Source organism: Allomuricauda sp. TY007, from assembly GCF_010468565.1.
Classification (GTDB): Bacteria; Bacteroidota; Bacteroidia; order Flavobacteriales; family Flavobacteriaceae; genus Flagellimonas.
In genome coordinates this window covers 307,181-325,569 of record NZ_WUEG01000002.1, presented here as the reverse complement: position 1 = coordinate 325,569, position 18,389 = coordinate 307,181, and the positions used below count along the sequence as shown (strand labels likewise).

Sequence of the window (18,389 nt, the reverse complement as noted above, 5' to 3'; positions counted from 1 at the left end):
ACAGAATAGATATAAAAGGAGAATCAATGAGAAGAAAATTGAAAAATAAAAACTAAGTTTAACCCAAGGATAGATCAAATCTGGGCAGTCCATTTGCCATGGTCAGTTTCATCCGGCGAAGGTGGGTCAGTTTACCCGGCTTATCCACTCTTATGCCCCAAAAGTTCTTGTATATATCTAATGTCGGTCCCATTTTCCAATAAATGGGTCGCAAAGCTGTGCCGCAGCGTATGGAGCGTAACCTTTTTCACTATACCCGATTTCAATACAGCCTTTTTTAGTATCCATTGGGCACTGCTCGTGCTGTATTTTGTCCCTCCTTGCCCTTCAAACAAGTATTCCTTGGGCTTGTACTGCCTGTAATATTGGCGAAGGGTTTCCAAAAAACTCTGCGATAATAACGTATATCTATCCTTTTTGCCCTTTCCCCCTTTAATATGGATCAACATTCGATTACTGTCAATATCACCCACTTTCAAATTAATGGCTTCGCCAATGCGCAAACCTCCGGAATAGATAAGCGCCAATAAGGTCCTGTGTTTCAGGTTATGGGTCTCATCCATAAGGGATCGCACTTCGGATTTGCTCAGCACAGTAGGAAGCTTTTTCTCTTTCTTGGGTCTGATTAGCTCTAAAGCCCCGATGTCTATGTTTTTGAACAGAAAATACTTCTTAATACCATTGATACATTGATTTTGGTAGGAGACCGATTTGCCTTCACAAACAATAAATTCATAATTGAAGGATTCAACCAAATGCCTGGTATACCTTTTCGATTTTTTTAGTATGGAATACCTCACAAAAAAGGTGGTTACCTCCACATAGGTGTTTATCGTATGGAGACTCAATCTTTTTTCCTCCAGCCACCGTCGGAATCGCATTAAATCCTCTTTGTGAAATGAATCAACAGGAGGCAAAGAGAGACGCCTTCCCTTTACCGGAGCTTCCAATTGCTTTTGCGATAGATCGGAATAGTCAACATAACAATTTATCCTTCGTAAATGGTTGAATAGAAGGCCCAGGTTGTTAGGAGACCTTTTTAAATACAGCCTACCGTCCAAATGCCTTCTTTTTAGGCCCGGCAAACCAATAAGATGGTTTTCAATTTTCGGGTTGGAATCAAAATGGATTACAATAATTGCTTCCCCGTTGTGTTCTCCCCGAACCAGTTTTACGGTTTTCATCTTGATATTTTTAAGACGTAACGGGGATGCTGCGCTATGTAATTATCGATAGGAACCGATAACAGCGGTCAAATTACGAAATCAATTCCAATCAAAGAATGTTATAGGTTCTTTACGTAAGTCCTTCTGCGCTTGATGACCTTTGGGTCAAAGTGCTTCCACATCTGCTGTATGGCAATATTGTCTTCAAGTTCCGGCGTACGAATGCAGTTGACCACGCCACGCTTTTTAAAGGTGTGATGGAACTCATTGAAAATAATGGAAGTAACCCCTTTGTTTTGATACTTTGGATGAATACCGATCAAGTAAAAAATGGCATCCTTGCTATGTTTGCGCGCATGGAGCAAATGGAAAATACCAAAGGGGAACAATTTACCGTTCGCTTTTTGTAAAGCTTCCGAAAAGGAGGGCATTACAATGGCAAAAGCCACCAGATTATCCTCGCCATCCACCACAAATTTGATGTATTCCGGATTGATGAAACTGATGTATTTTTTCTTGAAGTATTCCTTCTGGATATCGGTGATCTTCACAAAAGAGGACAGCTTGGCATAAGTATCGTTAAAAAGGTCGAACATCTTGTCCACCCAGGGCATGATCTCCGAACTTTTTTCAAAATTCATTTCCCGCAGGCCATATCTTTTTTTGATCAACACATTGGCCTTGGCAAACAGCTTTGGGTCAGCATTGGCAGCCAAGAACTTACTTTCTCTATATTCCTTTTCCTTGGTAAAGCCATGCTGCTCAAAATGCAATTGGTAATACGGATGGTTGTACCAGGTCACCATGGTTCCAATATGGTCAAAACCTTCAGTTAGTACGCCCACCTTGTCCAAATTGGAGAACCCTACGGGACCTTCCATATATTCCAGCTGATGTTGCGTGCCTATTTCCCGTACCTTGTCCAACAAGGCTTTGGATACCTCCAGGTCGTCCACAAAATCGAACCAACCAAAACGCATTTTTTTAAGCCCTTGTTCCTTCACTTCCAACCAGTTGATGATAGCTGCTACGCGCCCCACAATCTTGTTGTCTTTATATGCCAGAAAGAATTGTGCCTCCGCAGTTTTAAAAACAGGATTTTTATCCTTGTCAAAAGATTCCATTTCATCTTTAATGATAGGAGGGACCCAATACGGAGAATCTTTGTAGAGGGAAAAGGGAAACTTTACAAAACGCTTAAGGTCCGATTTGGACTGGACCTGCTTAACAGTTACCATAGTTGCAAATTAAGGTTCAATATTATGAATATTACTTGCAGTAGAAAAATGAAGTTTGTGGAAAACTTAAAAATCTATGGTGCCTCCTTTGTTTTTCTTACGTTTTCTTGATTTTTTTCGGTTGGAGTTCTTCTTTATTTTTCCGTTGATGCCCGATTGCTGCTCATTGATGGGGATGAGCTCGTCTTTATGGAAGTCCAAACGGTAAGAAAAGCCCAAGACCGCAAATAATCGCGATGGGTCGTTTTTAAAACCTGACCCCAAATGGAAATCCGCTTGGAAATTCGGGTTGATCAAGCGGGCCACGCCCGTTCTCAAGATGATATCAGAGTAGCGGTCTCCAGAAATACCTTGTCCTTCAAAAAAAACACTCCATCGGGGATCACGAAACGCATGGGTTACGGAGAGGGCGTAGCGCCATTCTGGAAAATCGGTAGTAATCCGATCATAGGCAATATTGGAAATCAACACAAACCTTGGAGAAAGTCTACTCTGTGTTTGAATACCTCCGCGATATGAAACTGTTGGGTCCCCAGGGTAAAACGGGTTGTCGCCAACCACAAAATTGGCCCCGCCATAAACGGATACGGCAGGGATCAAGTTCTTCCATTGGAAAACATTGTTGGCTCGCCAACTATAAAGGTTCGGTTTACTACGTTCGGGATCTTTGTAAGGGTCAAAAACCAAATATTTTAAACCGACACGGTTTCGTGAGAAATTCGTCAAATTGCCCTTTATGCCCAAATCGGGGTAGGTAATATTTTGGGTGATGAAGGATCCTTCCGCGATCACTTCCAGTTCTTCAAAAAGCAATCCGTACCTAAAAGCGTAATCGGCCCCAAAAATATTGGAGTCGGAATTTAAATCGGCATTGTCCTGTTGCTCGTACAACATCCCAACTTCGGCCTGTATTACGTTTTTGCCAACAGCGTAAGCACTGGCGGCCCTTCCGGGTCTGTTGGAATTGATGACATCTGTATATTGGGCAAAAATGAAAGTAGGGAATAGAACGAAAAGAAAAAATGACTTTTTAATCATGGAAATATCCATATAACAGGGTTTTTAATACTATTTTAAGATACGTTTGATGGGTTTACGGGACTAACAATGTAACTTTGATACAATAACTAAGGTTATATGGTTTTATTACAAACGATTTTAATTGTCATATTAGTATACTACGGGCTCAAATTCCTTATGAAATGGTTGGCTCCGAAGCTCTTGAATTATGCGGTAAAGAAAACGAATGAACGTTTTGAGCAACAGTTCGGAAACCCGCAAGGTTTTGATAATGGGCGACATAATGAAGGGGAGACCATCATTTCCAAAAAACCGCCCCGCAAATCCAATCCCTCAAAAAAAGTTGGAGAATACATAGATTTTGAGGAAATTGATTAATATTTGCCGAATCAAAACCTATCCATGAATCTTTCTCCAAAAGCCATTATCACCCATATTTGTGTTATTGCTTTATTTATCCTTGCCTCACTGGTCTATTTTTATCCGGTTTTGCAAGGAAAAGCCATTTATCAATCCGACATAGCCCAGTACAAGGGCATGGCCCAAGAACGTGATGCCTACAAAGAACTTACGGGCGAGGAATCTTATTGGACCAACAGCGCATTTGGCGGTATGCCCACCTATCAGTTGGGAGCCAATTATCCGCATAATTACGTCAAGGAACTGGACCGCTTGATTCGTTTTTTGCCACGACCTGCAGATTATCTTTTTCTCTATTTTATAGGGTTCTATATTCTCCTTTTGTGCTTAAAAGTAGATTTTAGATTGGCTGCGCTTGGAGCGGTGGCCTTTGGCTTTTCCACTTATCTGATCATTATTCTCGGCGTGGGGCACAATGCCAAAGCGCACGCTTTGGGCTATATCCCTATGGTTTTGGGAGGAATTGTGCTTGTTTTTCGAAAAAAATATATTATTGGATTCATACTGACCGCCTTGGCCATGGCGCTGGAAATTAGTGCCAATCACTACCAAATGACCTATTATTTTATGCTATTGGTACTGGTGATGGGCTTGGTATATCTCATTTACGCCATCAAGGAAAAAGAGCTCAAACATTTTTTTGCCTCCGTTGGTATTTTGGTCTTGGCCGTTGTGCTGTCCATTTTCACCAATGCTACGAGCCTTATGGCCACCAAGGAGTATGCGGATTGGAGTACCAGAGGAAAATCGGAACTTACCATAAACCCAGATGGTAGCGAAAAAGCGGTCTCCACGGGCTTGGATTACGATTATATTACCCAATACAGCTATGGGATTGCAGAATCCCTCAATTTGTTTGTACCACGTTTGTTCGGAGGTTCGGGCGGAGAAGATTTGGGCAAGGATTCCAAAGCCTATGAATATTTGACCAATCAAGGATTATCACCATCCAAAGCTATTGAGTTCTCGAGTAGTTTGCCTTTGTATTGGGGAGATCAGCCCATTGTGGCCGCGCCTGCCTACGTTGGAGCCATTGTGTTCTTCTTGTTTATGTTGGGGGTTTTCTTGGTTGATGGCAAAAAGAAATGGTGGTTGTTATCGGGAGCTGTTTTATCCCTCTTGCTTTCTTGGGGCAGAAACTTTCCGTTGCTCACCAATTTTATGATTGATTATTTTCCGATGTACAACAAGTTCAGGGCAGTTTCCTCCATTCAAGTGGTCTTGGAGCTGTGTTTACCTGTGTTGGGGATTCTGGGAATTCGGGAATTGTTCAAATCATCGGTCGACCAAAAGGAAAAACTAAAAGCTTTAAAACTGGGTTTCTTTATTTCCGTGGGACTTGGTATTGTAATTTTCTTATTGAAAGGCTTCTTTGATTTTGAGGGCATGCGCGACGAAATGTACCGTGGCTACTTTGGCGATGAATTGATGACCATGATTCAAAGAGATCGTGAAGCCGTTTATATCAGCGATACCATCCGTTCCCTGATTTATGTGGCCTTGGCCGCTGCTGTACTTTGGTTCTTTATCAAAGATAAAATCAACAAGAATATTTTGGTCTTTGGCTTGGGCGCCTTGATTTTGTTTGACTTGGTGGGAGTGGACCTCCGTTATGTGAACGAGAGCGATTTTGTGCGTCAGCGTCAGGTAAACGAACCGTTCCAGGCCAATCAAATTGATCAAATGATCCAACAGGATGATTCCATTTACCGTGTTTTTGACCCTCAAGAGGGCTTGAATGGGGCACGTACTTCGTATTTCCATAAATCCGTGGGCGGATATCATGCCGCAAAGCCCAGAGCACTTCAGAATTTGTTCGAGTTTCATTTGTACCAAAACAACCTTCAGGTAATGAATATGTTGAATGTGAAATACGTTATTCAACAAGATGAAGAAGGGAACAGTTATCCCGCAGTAAACCCCGATGCCAATGGCAATGCATGGTTTGTAGATCAACTGGTGCCTGTTTCTTCGGCCAATGAGGAAATTTTGAAACTCAAGGATTTCAATTCCAAAACACAGGCGGTTGTTAACACCAAGGAATATCCAGAATTGACGAAACTTCGATATACAGTGGATTCCATTGCAAGCATAAACTTGGTGGATTATCGGCCTGATTATTTAAAATACACTTCCAACAATGCCAATGATGGTTTTGCCGTATTCTCCGAGATGCATTATCCATCGGGTTGGAATGCCTTTATTGATGGGGAACCACAGGAACATTACAAAGTGAATTATGCCCTTCGCGGTATGAAGGTTCCTGCAGGTCAGCACGAAATCGAGTTCAAATTTGAGCCCGAAGTGGTGGAAACGGGCAGCCAGATTACTTTGGCGTCCAATATTCTCTTGGGATTGATTATTGTCGGGGGATTGGGCTTAACCCTGTTCCGTGGAAAAAAGAAGGAATCCCATGCGTAAAACCTTGGTCATAGCGTACTATTGGCCTCCAGCAGGGGGACCAGGGGTACAGCGTTGGCTTAAGTTTGTTAAGTATCTGCCCGAGTTTGGGATAGAGCCCATTGTATATGTTCCAGAGAATCCCAGTTATCCTATTGTGGATGAAAAGTTGGTTGCGGAAGTTCCTGAAGTCAAAATACTGAAACAGCCCATAAAAGAGCCGTATGCTTGGGCTTCGCTGTTGTCCCCAAAAAAGACCAAGACCATCAGTTCGGGTATCATCAAAGAAAAAAATCCATCGTTTATCGAGAAGATGCTCTTATGGATTCGTGGTAATTTTTTTATTCCAGACGCTCGAAAGCTTTGGGTGAAACCATCCATTGCGTACTTGACCAAAGTGATTGCTGATGAGGGCATTCAAACTATAATTACTACAGGACCTCCGCACAGTTTGCATTTGATTGGGTTGGGCCTCAAAAAAAAATACAATATCCAATGGATTGCCGACTTTCGTGATCCTTGGACATCAATAGGGTATCATAAAAAGCTTCGGTTGACGAAATTTGCTCAGCAAAAGCACAAAGCTTTGGAGAGGAAAGTGCTTGTTTCTGCCGATAAGGTTGTGGTTACGAGCCAAACCACTAAAACGGAATTTGAGCAAATCACGCCCAAACCCATTAAAGTAATCACCAATGGTTTTGATGATGAACTGCAACCAGTAACTTTGGATTCAGCATTTACCATTTCTCATATTGGCTCGTTGTTAACAGGAAGAAATCCATTGGGGTTATGGCAGGCCATTCAGGAGTTGATGGAGGAAAATGAAGGGTTTAAAAAGCATACAAAAATCCAATTGGCAGGAGTAGTGGGGGAAGAGGTGTTACAATCCATCCAAAGATTTGGGCTGGATGATTATGTGGTAAAGTTGGGCTATCTATCGCACGATAAGGTCTTGGAAACCCAGCAAAAGTCGCAGTTACTTTTGCTATTGGAAATTGATTCCGAAGAGACTAAAGGCATCATTCCGGGAAAGCTATTTGAATACCTAAATGCGAAGCGTCCCATTTTGGCGATTGGCCCAAAAGGGTGGGAGGCAGGAGCCATGGTGGAACGGCACAGAGCGGGAAATACCTGTTCGCATGATGATGTAGCGGCATTAAAAAATGTACTTTTGGATGCCTTTAAGCATTATCAAAAAGGAACATTGCTTTGCCATTCCGAAGGTGTGGAGCAGTATAATAGAAAGACATTAACGGAGTCTTTGGCTAAATTTATCTAATGGGAATCGTTTTAAAACAATCCTTTCAGAATACGGTTACAACTTTTATCGGTTTTGCGTTCGGGGCCGTGAACACCCTATTTCTCTATACCAATATTTTAGAGCCCAAATTTTATGGTCTAGTGACCTTTATATTGGCCACGGGTGCCATATTGATGCCTTTGATGGCACTCGGGATTCACAATACCATCATAAAATATTATAGTGTTCAAAGTGAGCAGAGCAAAAATGGTTTTTTAACCTTAATGCTTTTAAGTCCATTAATGATCCTTGGTACCCTATCGCTCTTGACTTGGATTTTTTATGAGCCTATCGCGCTGTTTTTGTCCAAGGAAAATCCAATTGTCAAGGATTATGTTTGGTATGTGTTTTTAGTGGGAATGGCCATGGCCTATTTTGAGATATTCTATGCACTGAGCAAGGTATATTTTAAATCGGTCTTTGGTAATTTTATGAAGGAGGTCTTTGCAAGGATATGTGTTTCTATTTTGTTGGCTTTCTTGTATTTTGAGGTAATCTCCCTAGATTTTTTTCTGAAAGCCTTGGTGGGGGTATATCTGCTCCGTACCCTTTGTATGAAATTGTATGCATTTAGCTTGCATAGGCCCGTATTGGATTTTAAATTTCCCAAGGAATCCAGAACTATTTTGGGTTACGGTATACTAATGATTTTGGGCGGTTCTGTGGCACTCATACTTTTGGAGGTTGATAAATTTATGATCAACCAATTTATTGTTTTGGACAATGTGGCCTATTATAGTGTTGCGGGATATATTGCCTCGAGCATTGTTGTGCCCGCCCGGGCCATGAACCAGATTACCTATCCCATGACCGCCAATTATTTGAACACGGGCAATTTTTTTGAACTGGAACAATTGTACAAAAAGACTTCGCTGACCTCTTTTATTGCATCGGGTCTCTTGTTTGTATTGATTATTTTGAATATTGAGGATTTGTTCCTGATGCTTCCGGAAGATTACCGAGGTGGGTTTTTTATTGTTCTTTTGATAGGTATGGCCAAGGTCTTTGATTCGATATTGGGCAATATCAATGCCGTTTTATATTATTCGGAATATTACAAGGTTGTTCTGTTGATAGGGATTTGTTTTGCTTTGGCTACCATTTTGCTCAATCTTTGGTTGATTCCTGTTTATGGTATAGAAGGAGCGGCATTGGCCAGCTTTCTTTCCATTATCATTTTTAATTTGGCCAAATTGATCTTTGTAAAGTTAAAATTTGATTTTTTGCCTTTTACCAAGGCTACGTTCAAGGTTTTTGCGACCTTGGCTTTGCTGTCTGGCCTTTTTTATTTGTTGCAGTTTTCTTTTCACCCTATCATCAATATTGGCTTAAAGTCATTGCTTATTGTTGTCATGTATGTGGGAATCTTATACCGTTTTAATATTTCGGAAGATGTGACGGGATTCCTCTCCAAATGGCTCAAAAAAAATACCCCGTAGCGAATAAATTCAACTACGGGGTAAACAACTAACCAACCTAAAAAAACTAAATTTTAATTATTTCGTCTAGAAGAACCTCTTCTTGAGCTTGATGTTCCAGCGCTACTTTTTCTGCTGCCAGAACTTCTGCTCACACTTGGCCTAGAAGTAGTTTTTCTACTCACAGAACTTTTCCTGACACTAGGTCTAGTGCTTCTGGAAACGGTTTTTCTTGAAGAGCTTCCCCTGCTTACCGTAGACCTGCTAGGTGTTCTCGATGTGGTCTTGGGTTTTCTATGGGTACTATGGGTAGAACGCTTAACGGTTCTGTTGTTAGTACTTGAGGTCACTTTTCTGGAACTCACACTTCTTTTATTGGGCGTGCGCGTTACTTTATTATTGGAAGCCGTTGTTCTTCCAGATCTTGTTACATTATTTGATTTTCTATAATTATTGCTCCTAGAATCCCTGGAAGCAACTTTCTGTCTTTTTCCATTATTATTGGAACGGTTAACGGCAGTATTTCCTCTTCTAGTAGAATTTTGGGCTACTCTCGCATTGCTTCTGCCATAATCCGCTGCTCTTCTGCTATTGTTGCTTCGCACAGAAACTCTTCTATCATTTCTATAAATGTTGTCTCTTCTATACTTATTGTTGTTTCTGTACACTTTGCCTACTTTGGCATACGCACGTCGTGTGTTATGTCGGTAAGGCGCATAGTACGTATATCTTACAGGTCTGTAATACCTTCTATATGGTCTTGCATACACATTACAGAATCCAATGGAAGGTCTTGCAAAATACCTATGGAAAGGTCTGTACACATACCTTCTGTTATAGATATTGATGTATCCTGTGTAGTGACTGAAAACGCCTCCATTATAGTAAACGTGCAATCCACCAATTCTACGAACCCTACCATTGTTATACCAGATATCTACGTTTCCAATTTGTGAAACGCGTCCGTAATAATCATAATAAATAGGGGTGTTCTCCACTTGGATTACAGCACCGTAATCATCGTACTGAACATAAGGGTTGTAATTATATCCTGAGTTAAAGGTAATCCCAACATTGCCAATTTGAGCGCCAACACCCACATTCACCCTGTTGTCTATATAGAAATCGAACTCACCATCTGGATAAACCGAAAAGGTTACACCATCTTCCACAAAAATGAAAGAATTTCCATATCGATAATTTGTGGTGGTAGCCACTGTGTTGGTTGTTTCCGCTTGGATACTTGGTATTCCAAAAACAACCGCTGCTATAATGAGTACTAACTTTTTCATACTACAAGGTTTTAAGTTCTAGATGCAACTATTTACATCCACCCTTAAATATGCAATCAGCGTGCCAAAAATCATAACATACTGATTATCAGTGTAAAAAATAAAGAAAGAAGTACTTATTTGATGATAAACATAGATCTTCGGTTCAATTGGTGTTCCTCTTCTGAACAGTTTACCCCATTGGAGCATTCGTTCAACAATTGGGTTTCTCCGTATCCCTTGGCCGATAGTCTGCTACGATCAATACCCTTTTTTACGAGCCAGTTCAATGTGGCTTGGGCACGCCTTTCAGATAATCGCAGGTTGAATCCATCACTTGACCTAGAATCTGTATGGGATTCAATATGAATGGAAAGTTCTGGATATTGTTTCATGGCCTGTAAAATTTTGGCCAGTTCCACCTCGGAATCAGGGCGAATGGTATATTTCCCATAATCAAAATAAATGGGTTCAAGGGTAAGCCTGCATCCCAAATCATCAACGGGACACTCGGGTGGGGTAAGCTCCAAGTCCATTTGTAGGGTGTGGGAGCCCCTAGGGGTTACAGTATCTTTTTCTTTTGTCGCATAATCTTTATATGCTGCATGCACCGTATATTTTTTACTACAATCTACAACACCTTTAAATACATAGTTGCCACTTTCATCGGTTGTTGTTTCGGTTATTACGTTTTTGTTCTTATTCAGTAATTTTACAGTGGCGCCGACCAAGGTTTTCCCTGTTTTGGAGTCGGAAATGGCCCCTTGGATAACAATAATGCCACAGCTTTCCCAAACCCTGTAAATATCGTCGGAACTGCTCCCGCCGTCTCCATCTCGGTTTGAGGCCAGATAGCCGATTTTTTTCTCTTCATCCAGAATAAATCCAAAATCGTCCTTATTGGAGTTTATGGGTTTTTTTAGATTGGTTGCTTCCTTAAATTCGCCATTGGGTTCCAAGGATATAACAAAAATATCGAGTCCGCCAAGACCCAGATGCCCATCACTCGAAAAATATAGGTTGTTATTTTTGCCTATAAACGGAAAACCCTCTCGTGTTTCCGTATTTATTTCAGGACCTAAATTAACAGGTGTACCGTAGGTTCCATCTTCCAAAATATCCACGTACCATATATCGGAATCTCCATGTGTGCCTTCCATATCTGAAGAAAAGTATAGGCGTTTTTCATCTGGACTCAGGGCTGGGTGCGCTGCGGAATAGGAATCGTTGTTAAAGGGGAGTTCTTCTATATTTTTCCATGTTCCATCTTCCGTTTTGGTGGCTTTAAAAATTTTTAGGCTGATAAGCTTTTTTCGGCTTTTCTTTTTTCGGCCATCATAATAATTGTTTCGGGTGAAGTAAACCGTTTTTCCATCTTTGGTAAATACCGCGTTCGACTCATGATAAGGGGTGTTGATTTCTCCTTTAAGAGGTTGAGGGTTTGATAACCTCCAATCTTCGTCAATATCTGCCTCAAAAAGGTCAAGATAGGGTAGACCGGTCCAATTGTGTATTTTGTCGCCCTCTGTGTTGCTGGATGATGAGGCATAAACAATCTTATCGCCGTAAAATGAAGGAGCAAAATCGGAACTTACCAAAAGGCCAGTGATATTGTCCACTTCATAAGTGCTAGACTTGATCCCTACCAAACTGTCCAAAGCAGGGTAATCTTTCATGAAGTTCTTGGCAATTTCTGTATTGGCGGACAAACCAGCGAACTTGCCCATCATTTTTTTGGACGTTTGGTATTCTCCAATGCTTTTAAAACTTTGTGAAGCACGGTAATAATAGATGGGGTCAACATCGTTGGGGTGCTTTTCCATGAGTTGCTTGTACCATTTTACAGCCTCTGCATATTCACTATTAAAATAATAGGTATCTCCCAGTTTTTTTAGTACTTGTGGGGATTCATAGCCGTCCTCTACAATATTTAAATAAACTTCCCTGGCATCGATATAATTATAGGCATCAAAATTTTCATTGGCTTTTTTAATGACATTTTTTTGGGCATTGGCAATGGATACCATTAAGAATGCCATTAAAATTTTTACAATAGTTTTTGAGTACATGAATTGCTGCATTTAAAAGAATCTTGGGGTTAGGACTTTATCCAGTGTATTTAATATATCAAAGCGGATTACGGCTTCATAAGAGCCATTGTTGTAATCCTTTATAGTAGTTGAATCATAGTCATAAGCCAATCCGACGAATATGGATTGGGATATTTGAAACCCGGCCAATGCACTGATTGATGAATTCCACCTGTATGAAGCTCCTAGTGTAAGTTTTTCGTTAATCAAAAAATTAGCGGACAAATCCCATTGAAACGGCGCTCCGCTTACAAACTTGGTCAAGCCTGCAGGTTTAAATTTTAGGTTCGGGCCAAGGTCAAACACATATCCAGTTATAAAAAAGTAGTGCAAACGTTCTATTGCTATGCTGTTCAACTCTCCATTCTCTAAGGATGATTCATCAAAATGTTTGGAATTAAGAAAGTTAGGAACTGAAAAACCTGCATAAAACTTTTGGGTGTGATAATATAATCCGGCTCCAATTTGGGGCTGAATTTTATTATCCACCGTATTCTGGAAATGAGGGTCATTGGGATTATGGATGGTCAATTTGGTATAATCAACATCCAATACATCCATTCCAGCCTTTAAGCCAAATGAAAGCTTGCTCACATCGTGCCGATCAAGATGAATGGAATAGGAATAGTCCACATTGGCATTGGATTCGGTGGCCGGACCTATCTGATCATACACAATGGACAGCCCAAGCCCCATATTGTCCAATGCTCCTATGGGCGAACTTACAGTGAGTGTACCTGTTCGCGGAGCCCCATCTATATCTACCCATTGCATACGTCCTAAAATCCCAAAACTCAACATTTCCCTAGAACCTGTGTAGGCGGGGTTCACAATTTGGGTATTGTAGAGGTATTGGGTGTATTGTGGGTCTTGTTGGGCATAAGTTGTATGAATGCAGGAAATAACAAGCATCGTCAATAACCAATAGAACTTTTTGTTTAACTGTGACTTATTTTTGGGCTTCATTTTGTGTCGGTATATTTTCAGTTAATCCCTGTTGATGTAGAGGTAGCCTGAATAGTTTTCCTTACCAGGGTTTTGCCCCGTAAAGGAAAGGGTGTAGAAATAAGTTCCGCTAGGGAGTTCCCTTTTCTGTTGGATGGTGGCCTTGCCTTGGGAAATACCCGTAAAATAATTGCCATCCAACCCATATCCTTCGGCTTGATAGACGAGTGCACCCCATCTGTTGAAGATTTTTAGGACGTTATCCGGATAATTTTCAATATTGTTTATTCTGAAATAATCATTAATGTCATCACCGTCGGGCGTGATTCCCGTAAATATTTGAAAATCTGGGTCTGGAACTCCTCCGCTACAACTGTAATTGGGTACGAAGGTTATGGTTTGTTGGTTTTCAAGAATACTATTGTCATCAGATAGGTCCATAATCTGGACTTCCATTCCCTTGATTTTGGCCATGACCGTAGCTTGATTGGTGACCAAACCTTCGTCGATATCCTCTTGGGCAAGGGGATAAGTGTCTTCATAAACCCAGCTTTCCCCAACAGATAAAACCCCATCCTCATTGATATCATTTCCTAACAAAGGACCTGTTATTGTACCGCCAAGCAAATCATCAGTTAACTTAATTTCTTCCAGATCAACATATCCTCCGTTCGTAACAGTAAAGGTGTATCGGATGCTATCATCACAACCATCATAGTTAGCATCAAAAAGTTCCCCTTCTTTTATTAATCCAATACCTGCTCCACCAGTGGTACAGGCATCGTTAACAATTATGACAGTGGTAGGGTCATTTTCTAATAGACTATTGTTGTCGGATTGGTCCTGCACCTCTGTGTCTGTGCCCAATAGCTGTGCGGTGACCGTTGAGGAGTTGACCACACTGCCGTTGTCAATGTCCTGTTGGATGATTTCGTAGAGGGCCTCGTAGGTCCAGCTCTCGCCGATGGAGAGAATACCGTCGTTCCCTTCGTCGCTGCCCACCACGGGGCCGGCAAGTGCACCGCCGAGCAATGGGTCGTCCACGGTGACCTGGTCCAGGTCCACATCGCCGGTATTGGTGACCGTAAAGGTATATCGGATGCTCTCGTCACAGCCATCGGTGTTGACGTCTGTCAAGGTTCCAGTCTTTATCAGCCCGATACCTGCACTACCGTTTAAACAGGCATCGTTGGGCACCGCGGTGTTGGTGGGGTCATCTTCCAACAAGCTATCGTCATCGGACAGGTCCTGTACCTCGGTGTCGGTGCCCAATAGCTGTGCGCTGACCGTGGCGGAGTTGACCACGCTGCCATTGTCGATGTCCTGCTGGGTAAATGCGTAGAGTGCCTCGTAGGTCCAGCTCTCGCCGATGGACAGGATACCGTCGTTTCCTTCGTCGCTGCCCGCTACGGGGCCTGCAAGCACACCACCGAGCAAGGGGTCGTTGACGGTGACCTGGTCCAGGTCCACATCGCCCGTGTTGGTCACGGTGAAGGTATATCGGATGCTCTCGTCGCAGCCATCGGTATTGACGTCTGCAAGGACTCCTGATTTTATCAGCCCGATGCCGGCACTGCCGTTTATACAGGCATCGTTTGGAACTACTGTGTTGGTGGGGTTATCTTCCTGCAGGCTGTCGTCATCGGACAGATCCTGTACCTCGGTGTCGGTGCCCAATAGCTGTGCGGTGACCGTTGCGGAGTTGGCCACGCTGCCGTTGTCGACGTCCTGTTGGGTAAAGGCGTAGAGGGCCTCGTAGGTCCAGCTCTCGCCAATGGAGAGGATACCGTCGTTCCCTTCGTCGCTGCCCGCCACGGGTCCGGCGAGCACACCACCGAGCAAGGGGTCGTTCACAGTGACCTGGTCCAGGTCCACATCGCCCGTGTTGGTTACGGTGAAGGTATATCGGATGCTCTCGTCGCAGCCATCGGTGTTGACGTCTGCAAGGACTCCTGATTTTATCAGCCCGATTCCCGCGCTTCCGTCGGTACAGGCATCGTTTGGCACCGCGGTGTTGGTGGGGTCATCTTCCAACAAGCTATCGTCATCGGACAGGTCCTGTACCTCGGTGTCGGTGCCCAATAGCTGTGCGGTGACCGTTGCGGAGTTGGCCACATTGCCGTTATCAATGTCCTGTTGGGTAAAGGCGTAGAGTGCCTCGTAGGTCCAGCTCTCGCCGATGGAGAGGATACCGTCGTCCCCTTCGTCGCTGCCCGCCACGGGGCCTGCGAGTACACCACCGAGCAAGGGGTCGTCCACGGTGACCTGGTCCAGGTCCACATCGCCCGTGTTGGTCACGGTGAAGGTATATCGGATGCTCTCGTCGCAGCCATCGGTGTTGACATCTGCAAGGACTCCTGTTTTTATCAGCCCGATGCCGGCACTGCCGTTTATACAGGCATCGTTGGGCACCGTGGTATTGGTGGGGTTATTTTCCAATAGGCTGTCGTCATCGGACAGATCCTGTACCTCGGTATCGGTGCCGAGAATCTGTGCGGAGGCCGTGGCGGAGTTGGCCACGCTGCCGTTGTCGATATCCTGCTGGGTAAAGGCGTAGAGTGCCTCGTAGGTCCAGCTCTCGCCGATGGAGAGGATGCCGTCGTTCCCTTCGTCGCTGCCCGCTACGGGGCCTGCGAGTACACCACCGAGCAAGGGGTCGTTGACGGTGACCTGATCCAGGTCCACATCGCCTGTGTTGGTCACGGCGAAGGTATATCGGATGCTCTCGTCGCAGCCATCGGTGTTGACATCTATCAAAACACCTGATTTTATCAAACCAATGGATGGTGAGCTAATTTGACAACTAGATACATCAATAGAGGTAATGTCATTTTCATCAATGCTATTGTCATCGGATAAATCTTCTATTATCAGGTCTGGAAGTCCAAGAACATTGGCAGAGACCATAGCTTGATTATCCACTTGTCCGGCATCAATATCGGCTTGTGTTAGGGCATAAGTGGCGGTATAGGTCCAAGTTTCATCTATATCCAAGCGGGTATTGTTATTCGCATCACCTTCAGGACCTTCAATGACGAGGGGTAGGTTTAAATCGTTCAGCACCACATTTTCCAATATTTGATCGTCACCACTTTCATTGGTAAGGGTAAAAGTGTAATCAATGGATGTGCAATCTTCACTAAGAACACCAGTTTTGATGAGCCCCATGCGGGCACAATTGACGAGCGGCACTACGGTGGGACGGTCTTCGTCAATGCTTTCATAATCGGAGTAATCCTCAACATCAATATCTGCACTTAGGAGTTTTGCCTTTACATGTGCCTGATTTTCTACCTGTTCTGCATTGATGTCATCCGCAGTTAGTTGATAAGTGGCTGTATAGTCCCAAGTTTCCCCTGGATCCATAAGGCCATCATTGTTGATGTCTCCTTCGGGGCCTTGTATTAAAAGCCCAGGATGATTTAAATCTGCCAATGTTATATTTTCCAGTATCTGGTCGGGACCGCTTTGGTTGGTCACCGAAAAGGAATACGCTATTTGGCTGCAACCTCCTTCCTCTCCAAGACCATTAGTGGCCACACCTTTTTTTATGAGACTTATTTTTGGGACGCAGGCAGAAAGGTCCACCACGGTGGGACGGTCTTCATCGGTACTTTCATAATCGGAAAAATCCTCGAGGGTAATATTCACTGGCCCCAATAGCTCGGCCCCGACGCGAGCCTGATTCTCTACAGAACCAGCGTTGATATCATCCGCAGTAATTTGGTAATTGGCCGTATAGTCCCAAGTTTCTCCTGGATCCATGAGACCATCGTTGTTGATATCTCCCATGGGGCCTTGTATTAAAAGCCCTGGGTGATCTAAATCTGCCAGCGATATATTCCCAAGTACTTGATCGGGGCCGCTTTGGTTGGTCACCGAAAACGAATACGCTATTTGGCTACAACCCCCTTCTTCCCCTAAACCGTTTGTGGTTACACCTTTTTTAATAAGGCTTATTTTTGGTACACAAGAAGATAGGTCTATTGCCGTTTTTCTATCCTCATCCAAACTAACGTAATCTGAAAGGTCATTGACGATAATATTGGCATCAAGAGTGGTGACTCCTTCCACGTAGCCTTGAACCAACATACTACCTGCCAAGTATTCTTCTGCGGTAGGCACATAGGCAACTTTGTAAATCCATACTTCACCTGGATCTAGGTGTCCAAAGTTGATATCGTCCCCACTATCCGGAGCTATAATATTACCTTGGTGGGAATCGTTCAGGACAATGGATTCAAACGTTTCGCCGGGGACGTCACTGGTATGGTGCAGCTCGTAGGTGAGCTCGATACCGGAACAACCCGGGTCTCCATTTCCCCCAGGGCCTGTAGTTACCCCTGTCAAAAGTAAGGAGATGCCAGTACCACAATCATCTAAAAACGTTTTTGTGGGATTATCCCAATCATGTAATGCTCCGTCTGACAGGTCGCTCACTATGACCCCTGGTTGGCCTACCACATCAGCCTTTACTGCGGCCTGATCCTCTGCAATACCATTTTCTATTTCACTTTTAAGAATTATTCGTTTGCCTTGATATGTCCATGTTTCATCTATATCCAATTGGCCGTTATTGTTGTCATCGCCATCTTTAAAATTGATGGTTATACCTGCTCCCATACTCACAGTCACATTTTCTAGGGATTCGTTGTTGGTACTTTTATTATAAATCAATATCCGAAACTCGATATAGGTACAACCTGGTGTATTGTTGTTATAGGTAAGTGTTTGAGTTTGAAGGATTGCAGCAATACCCGGGGCAAATAAGTCATTGGTCGCAGAAGTTTTAAAAGAAATAGGGAGCTCACTTTTAATTATTGGCCCTTTTGAGTAGCGTGTTTCATTTATTGTATGGGAACCTTTGTTTCCAAGTAAGTTAGAAATCAATAAAATTGAAAGTAGGATAAAACAAACAACGTATTTTTTCTTTTGTAATATAGATTTGGAGAGGAACATGGCTACAATGTTAACTTGTGACCTGCAATATTAAGAAGCGCATCAATATACCTAGTGGTTTAATTGATGGATGCCATTGGTAAATTGACGAAATAGGGGTTTGGATTGATAGAAAAAATCAACAATTACGGCTGCTAAAACTTTATGTATTTTCTTTTTTAC

The 18,389-nt window shown here is 43.0% G+C and carries 11 protein-coding genes; 4 read left to right on the top strand and 7 right to left on the bottom strand.

The genetic code is table 11. From position 1 onward, the window contains the following. Positions 1-140: 140 nt before the first annotated feature. The 3 genes from GO009_RS03405 to GO009_RS03395 form a co-directional block, all read right to left on the bottom strand. A complete protein-coding gene (locus GO009_RS03405; protein ID WP_163624806.1) occupies positions 141-1,184 on the bottom strand; it encodes a tyrosine-type recombinase/integrase in 1,044 nt (347 codons plus the stop codon). Positions 1,185-1,285: 101 nt separating this feature from the next. Further along, entirely contained in the window at positions 1,286-2,404 is a 1,119-nt protein-coding gene (locus GO009_RS03400) for a GTP cyclohydrolase (protein ID WP_163624805.1), read from the bottom strand. Positions 2,405-2,470: 66 nt separating this feature from the next. Continuing rightward, positions 2,471-3,454: a transporter gene (locus GO009_RS03395; protein WP_163624804.1), complete on the bottom strand. Its 984-nt coding sequence runs from the start codon at positions 3,452-3,454 to the stop codon at positions 2,471-2,473. 87 nt (positions 3,455-3,541) lie between these two features. On the opposite strand from GO009_RS03395, the gene GO009_RS03390 reads away from it, so the two are divergent. The 4 genes from GO009_RS03390 to GO009_RS03375 are packed head-to-tail and all read left to right on the top strand — an operon-like array spanning position 3,542 to position 8,983. Further along, positions 3,542-3,802 carry a DUF4834 family protein gene (locus tag GO009_RS03390; protein ID WP_163624803.1) on the top strand — a complete coding sequence of 87 codons (261 nt, stop codon included), beginning with the start codon at positions 3,542-3,544 and terminating at the stop codon, positions 3,800-3,802. 24 nt (positions 3,803-3,826) lie between these two features. Continuing rightward, positions 3,827-6,265 (top strand): YfhO family protein, encoded by a 2,439-nt coding sequence (locus GO009_RS03385; RefSeq protein WP_163624802.1) that lies wholly within the window; start codon positions 3,827-3,829, stop codon positions 6,263-6,265. Further along, complete coding sequence (locus tag GO009_RS03380) at positions 6,258-7,523, top strand: glycosyltransferase family 4 protein (RefSeq protein WP_163624818.1); 1,266 nt, start codon at positions 6,258-6,260, stop codon at positions 7,521-7,523. The genes GO009_RS03385 and GO009_RS03380 overlap by 8 nt, the downstream gene beginning before the upstream one ends. Next, positions 7,523-8,983: a lipopolysaccharide biosynthesis protein gene (locus GO009_RS03375; RefSeq protein WP_163624801.1), complete on the top strand. Its 1,461-nt coding sequence runs from the start codon at positions 7,523-7,525 to the stop codon at positions 8,981-8,983. The genes GO009_RS03380 and GO009_RS03375 overlap by 1 nt, the downstream gene beginning before the upstream one ends. A 53-nt stretch (positions 8,984-9,036) precedes the next feature. Here GO009_RS03375 and GO009_RS03370 read toward each other — a convergent pair whose 3' ends face one another. The 4 genes from GO009_RS03370 to GO009_RS03355 all read right to left on the bottom strand — a co-directional run bounded on the left by GO009_RS03370 (position 9,037) and on the right by GO009_RS03355 (position 18,158). Beyond that, positions 9,037-10,254: a hypothetical protein gene (locus GO009_RS03370; RefSeq protein WP_163624800.1), complete on the bottom strand. Its 1,218-nt coding sequence runs from the start codon at positions 10,252-10,254 to the stop codon at positions 9,037-9,039. A gap of 116 nt (positions 10,255-10,370) precedes the next feature. Beyond that, positions 10,371-12,302, bottom strand: coding sequence for an OmpA family protein (locus tag GO009_RS03365; RefSeq protein ID WP_163624799.1), 1,932 nt, complete (start codon positions 12,300-12,302; stop codon positions 10,371-10,373). 12 nt (positions 12,303-12,314) lie between these two features. Further along, positions 12,315-13,289 carry a type IX secretion system membrane protein PorP/SprF gene (locus GO009_RS03360; protein WP_163624798.1) on the bottom strand — a complete coding sequence of 325 codons (975 nt, stop codon included), beginning with the start codon at positions 13,287-13,289 and terminating at the stop codon, positions 12,315-12,317. Between the two features lie 21 nt (positions 13,290-13,310). Next, a complete protein-coding gene (locus tag GO009_RS03355) occupies positions 13,311-18,158 on the bottom strand; it encodes a gliding motility-associated C-terminal domain-containing protein (RefSeq protein WP_163624797.1) in 4,848 nt (1,615 codons plus the stop codon). Positions 18,159-18,389 lie beyond the last annotated feature (231 nt).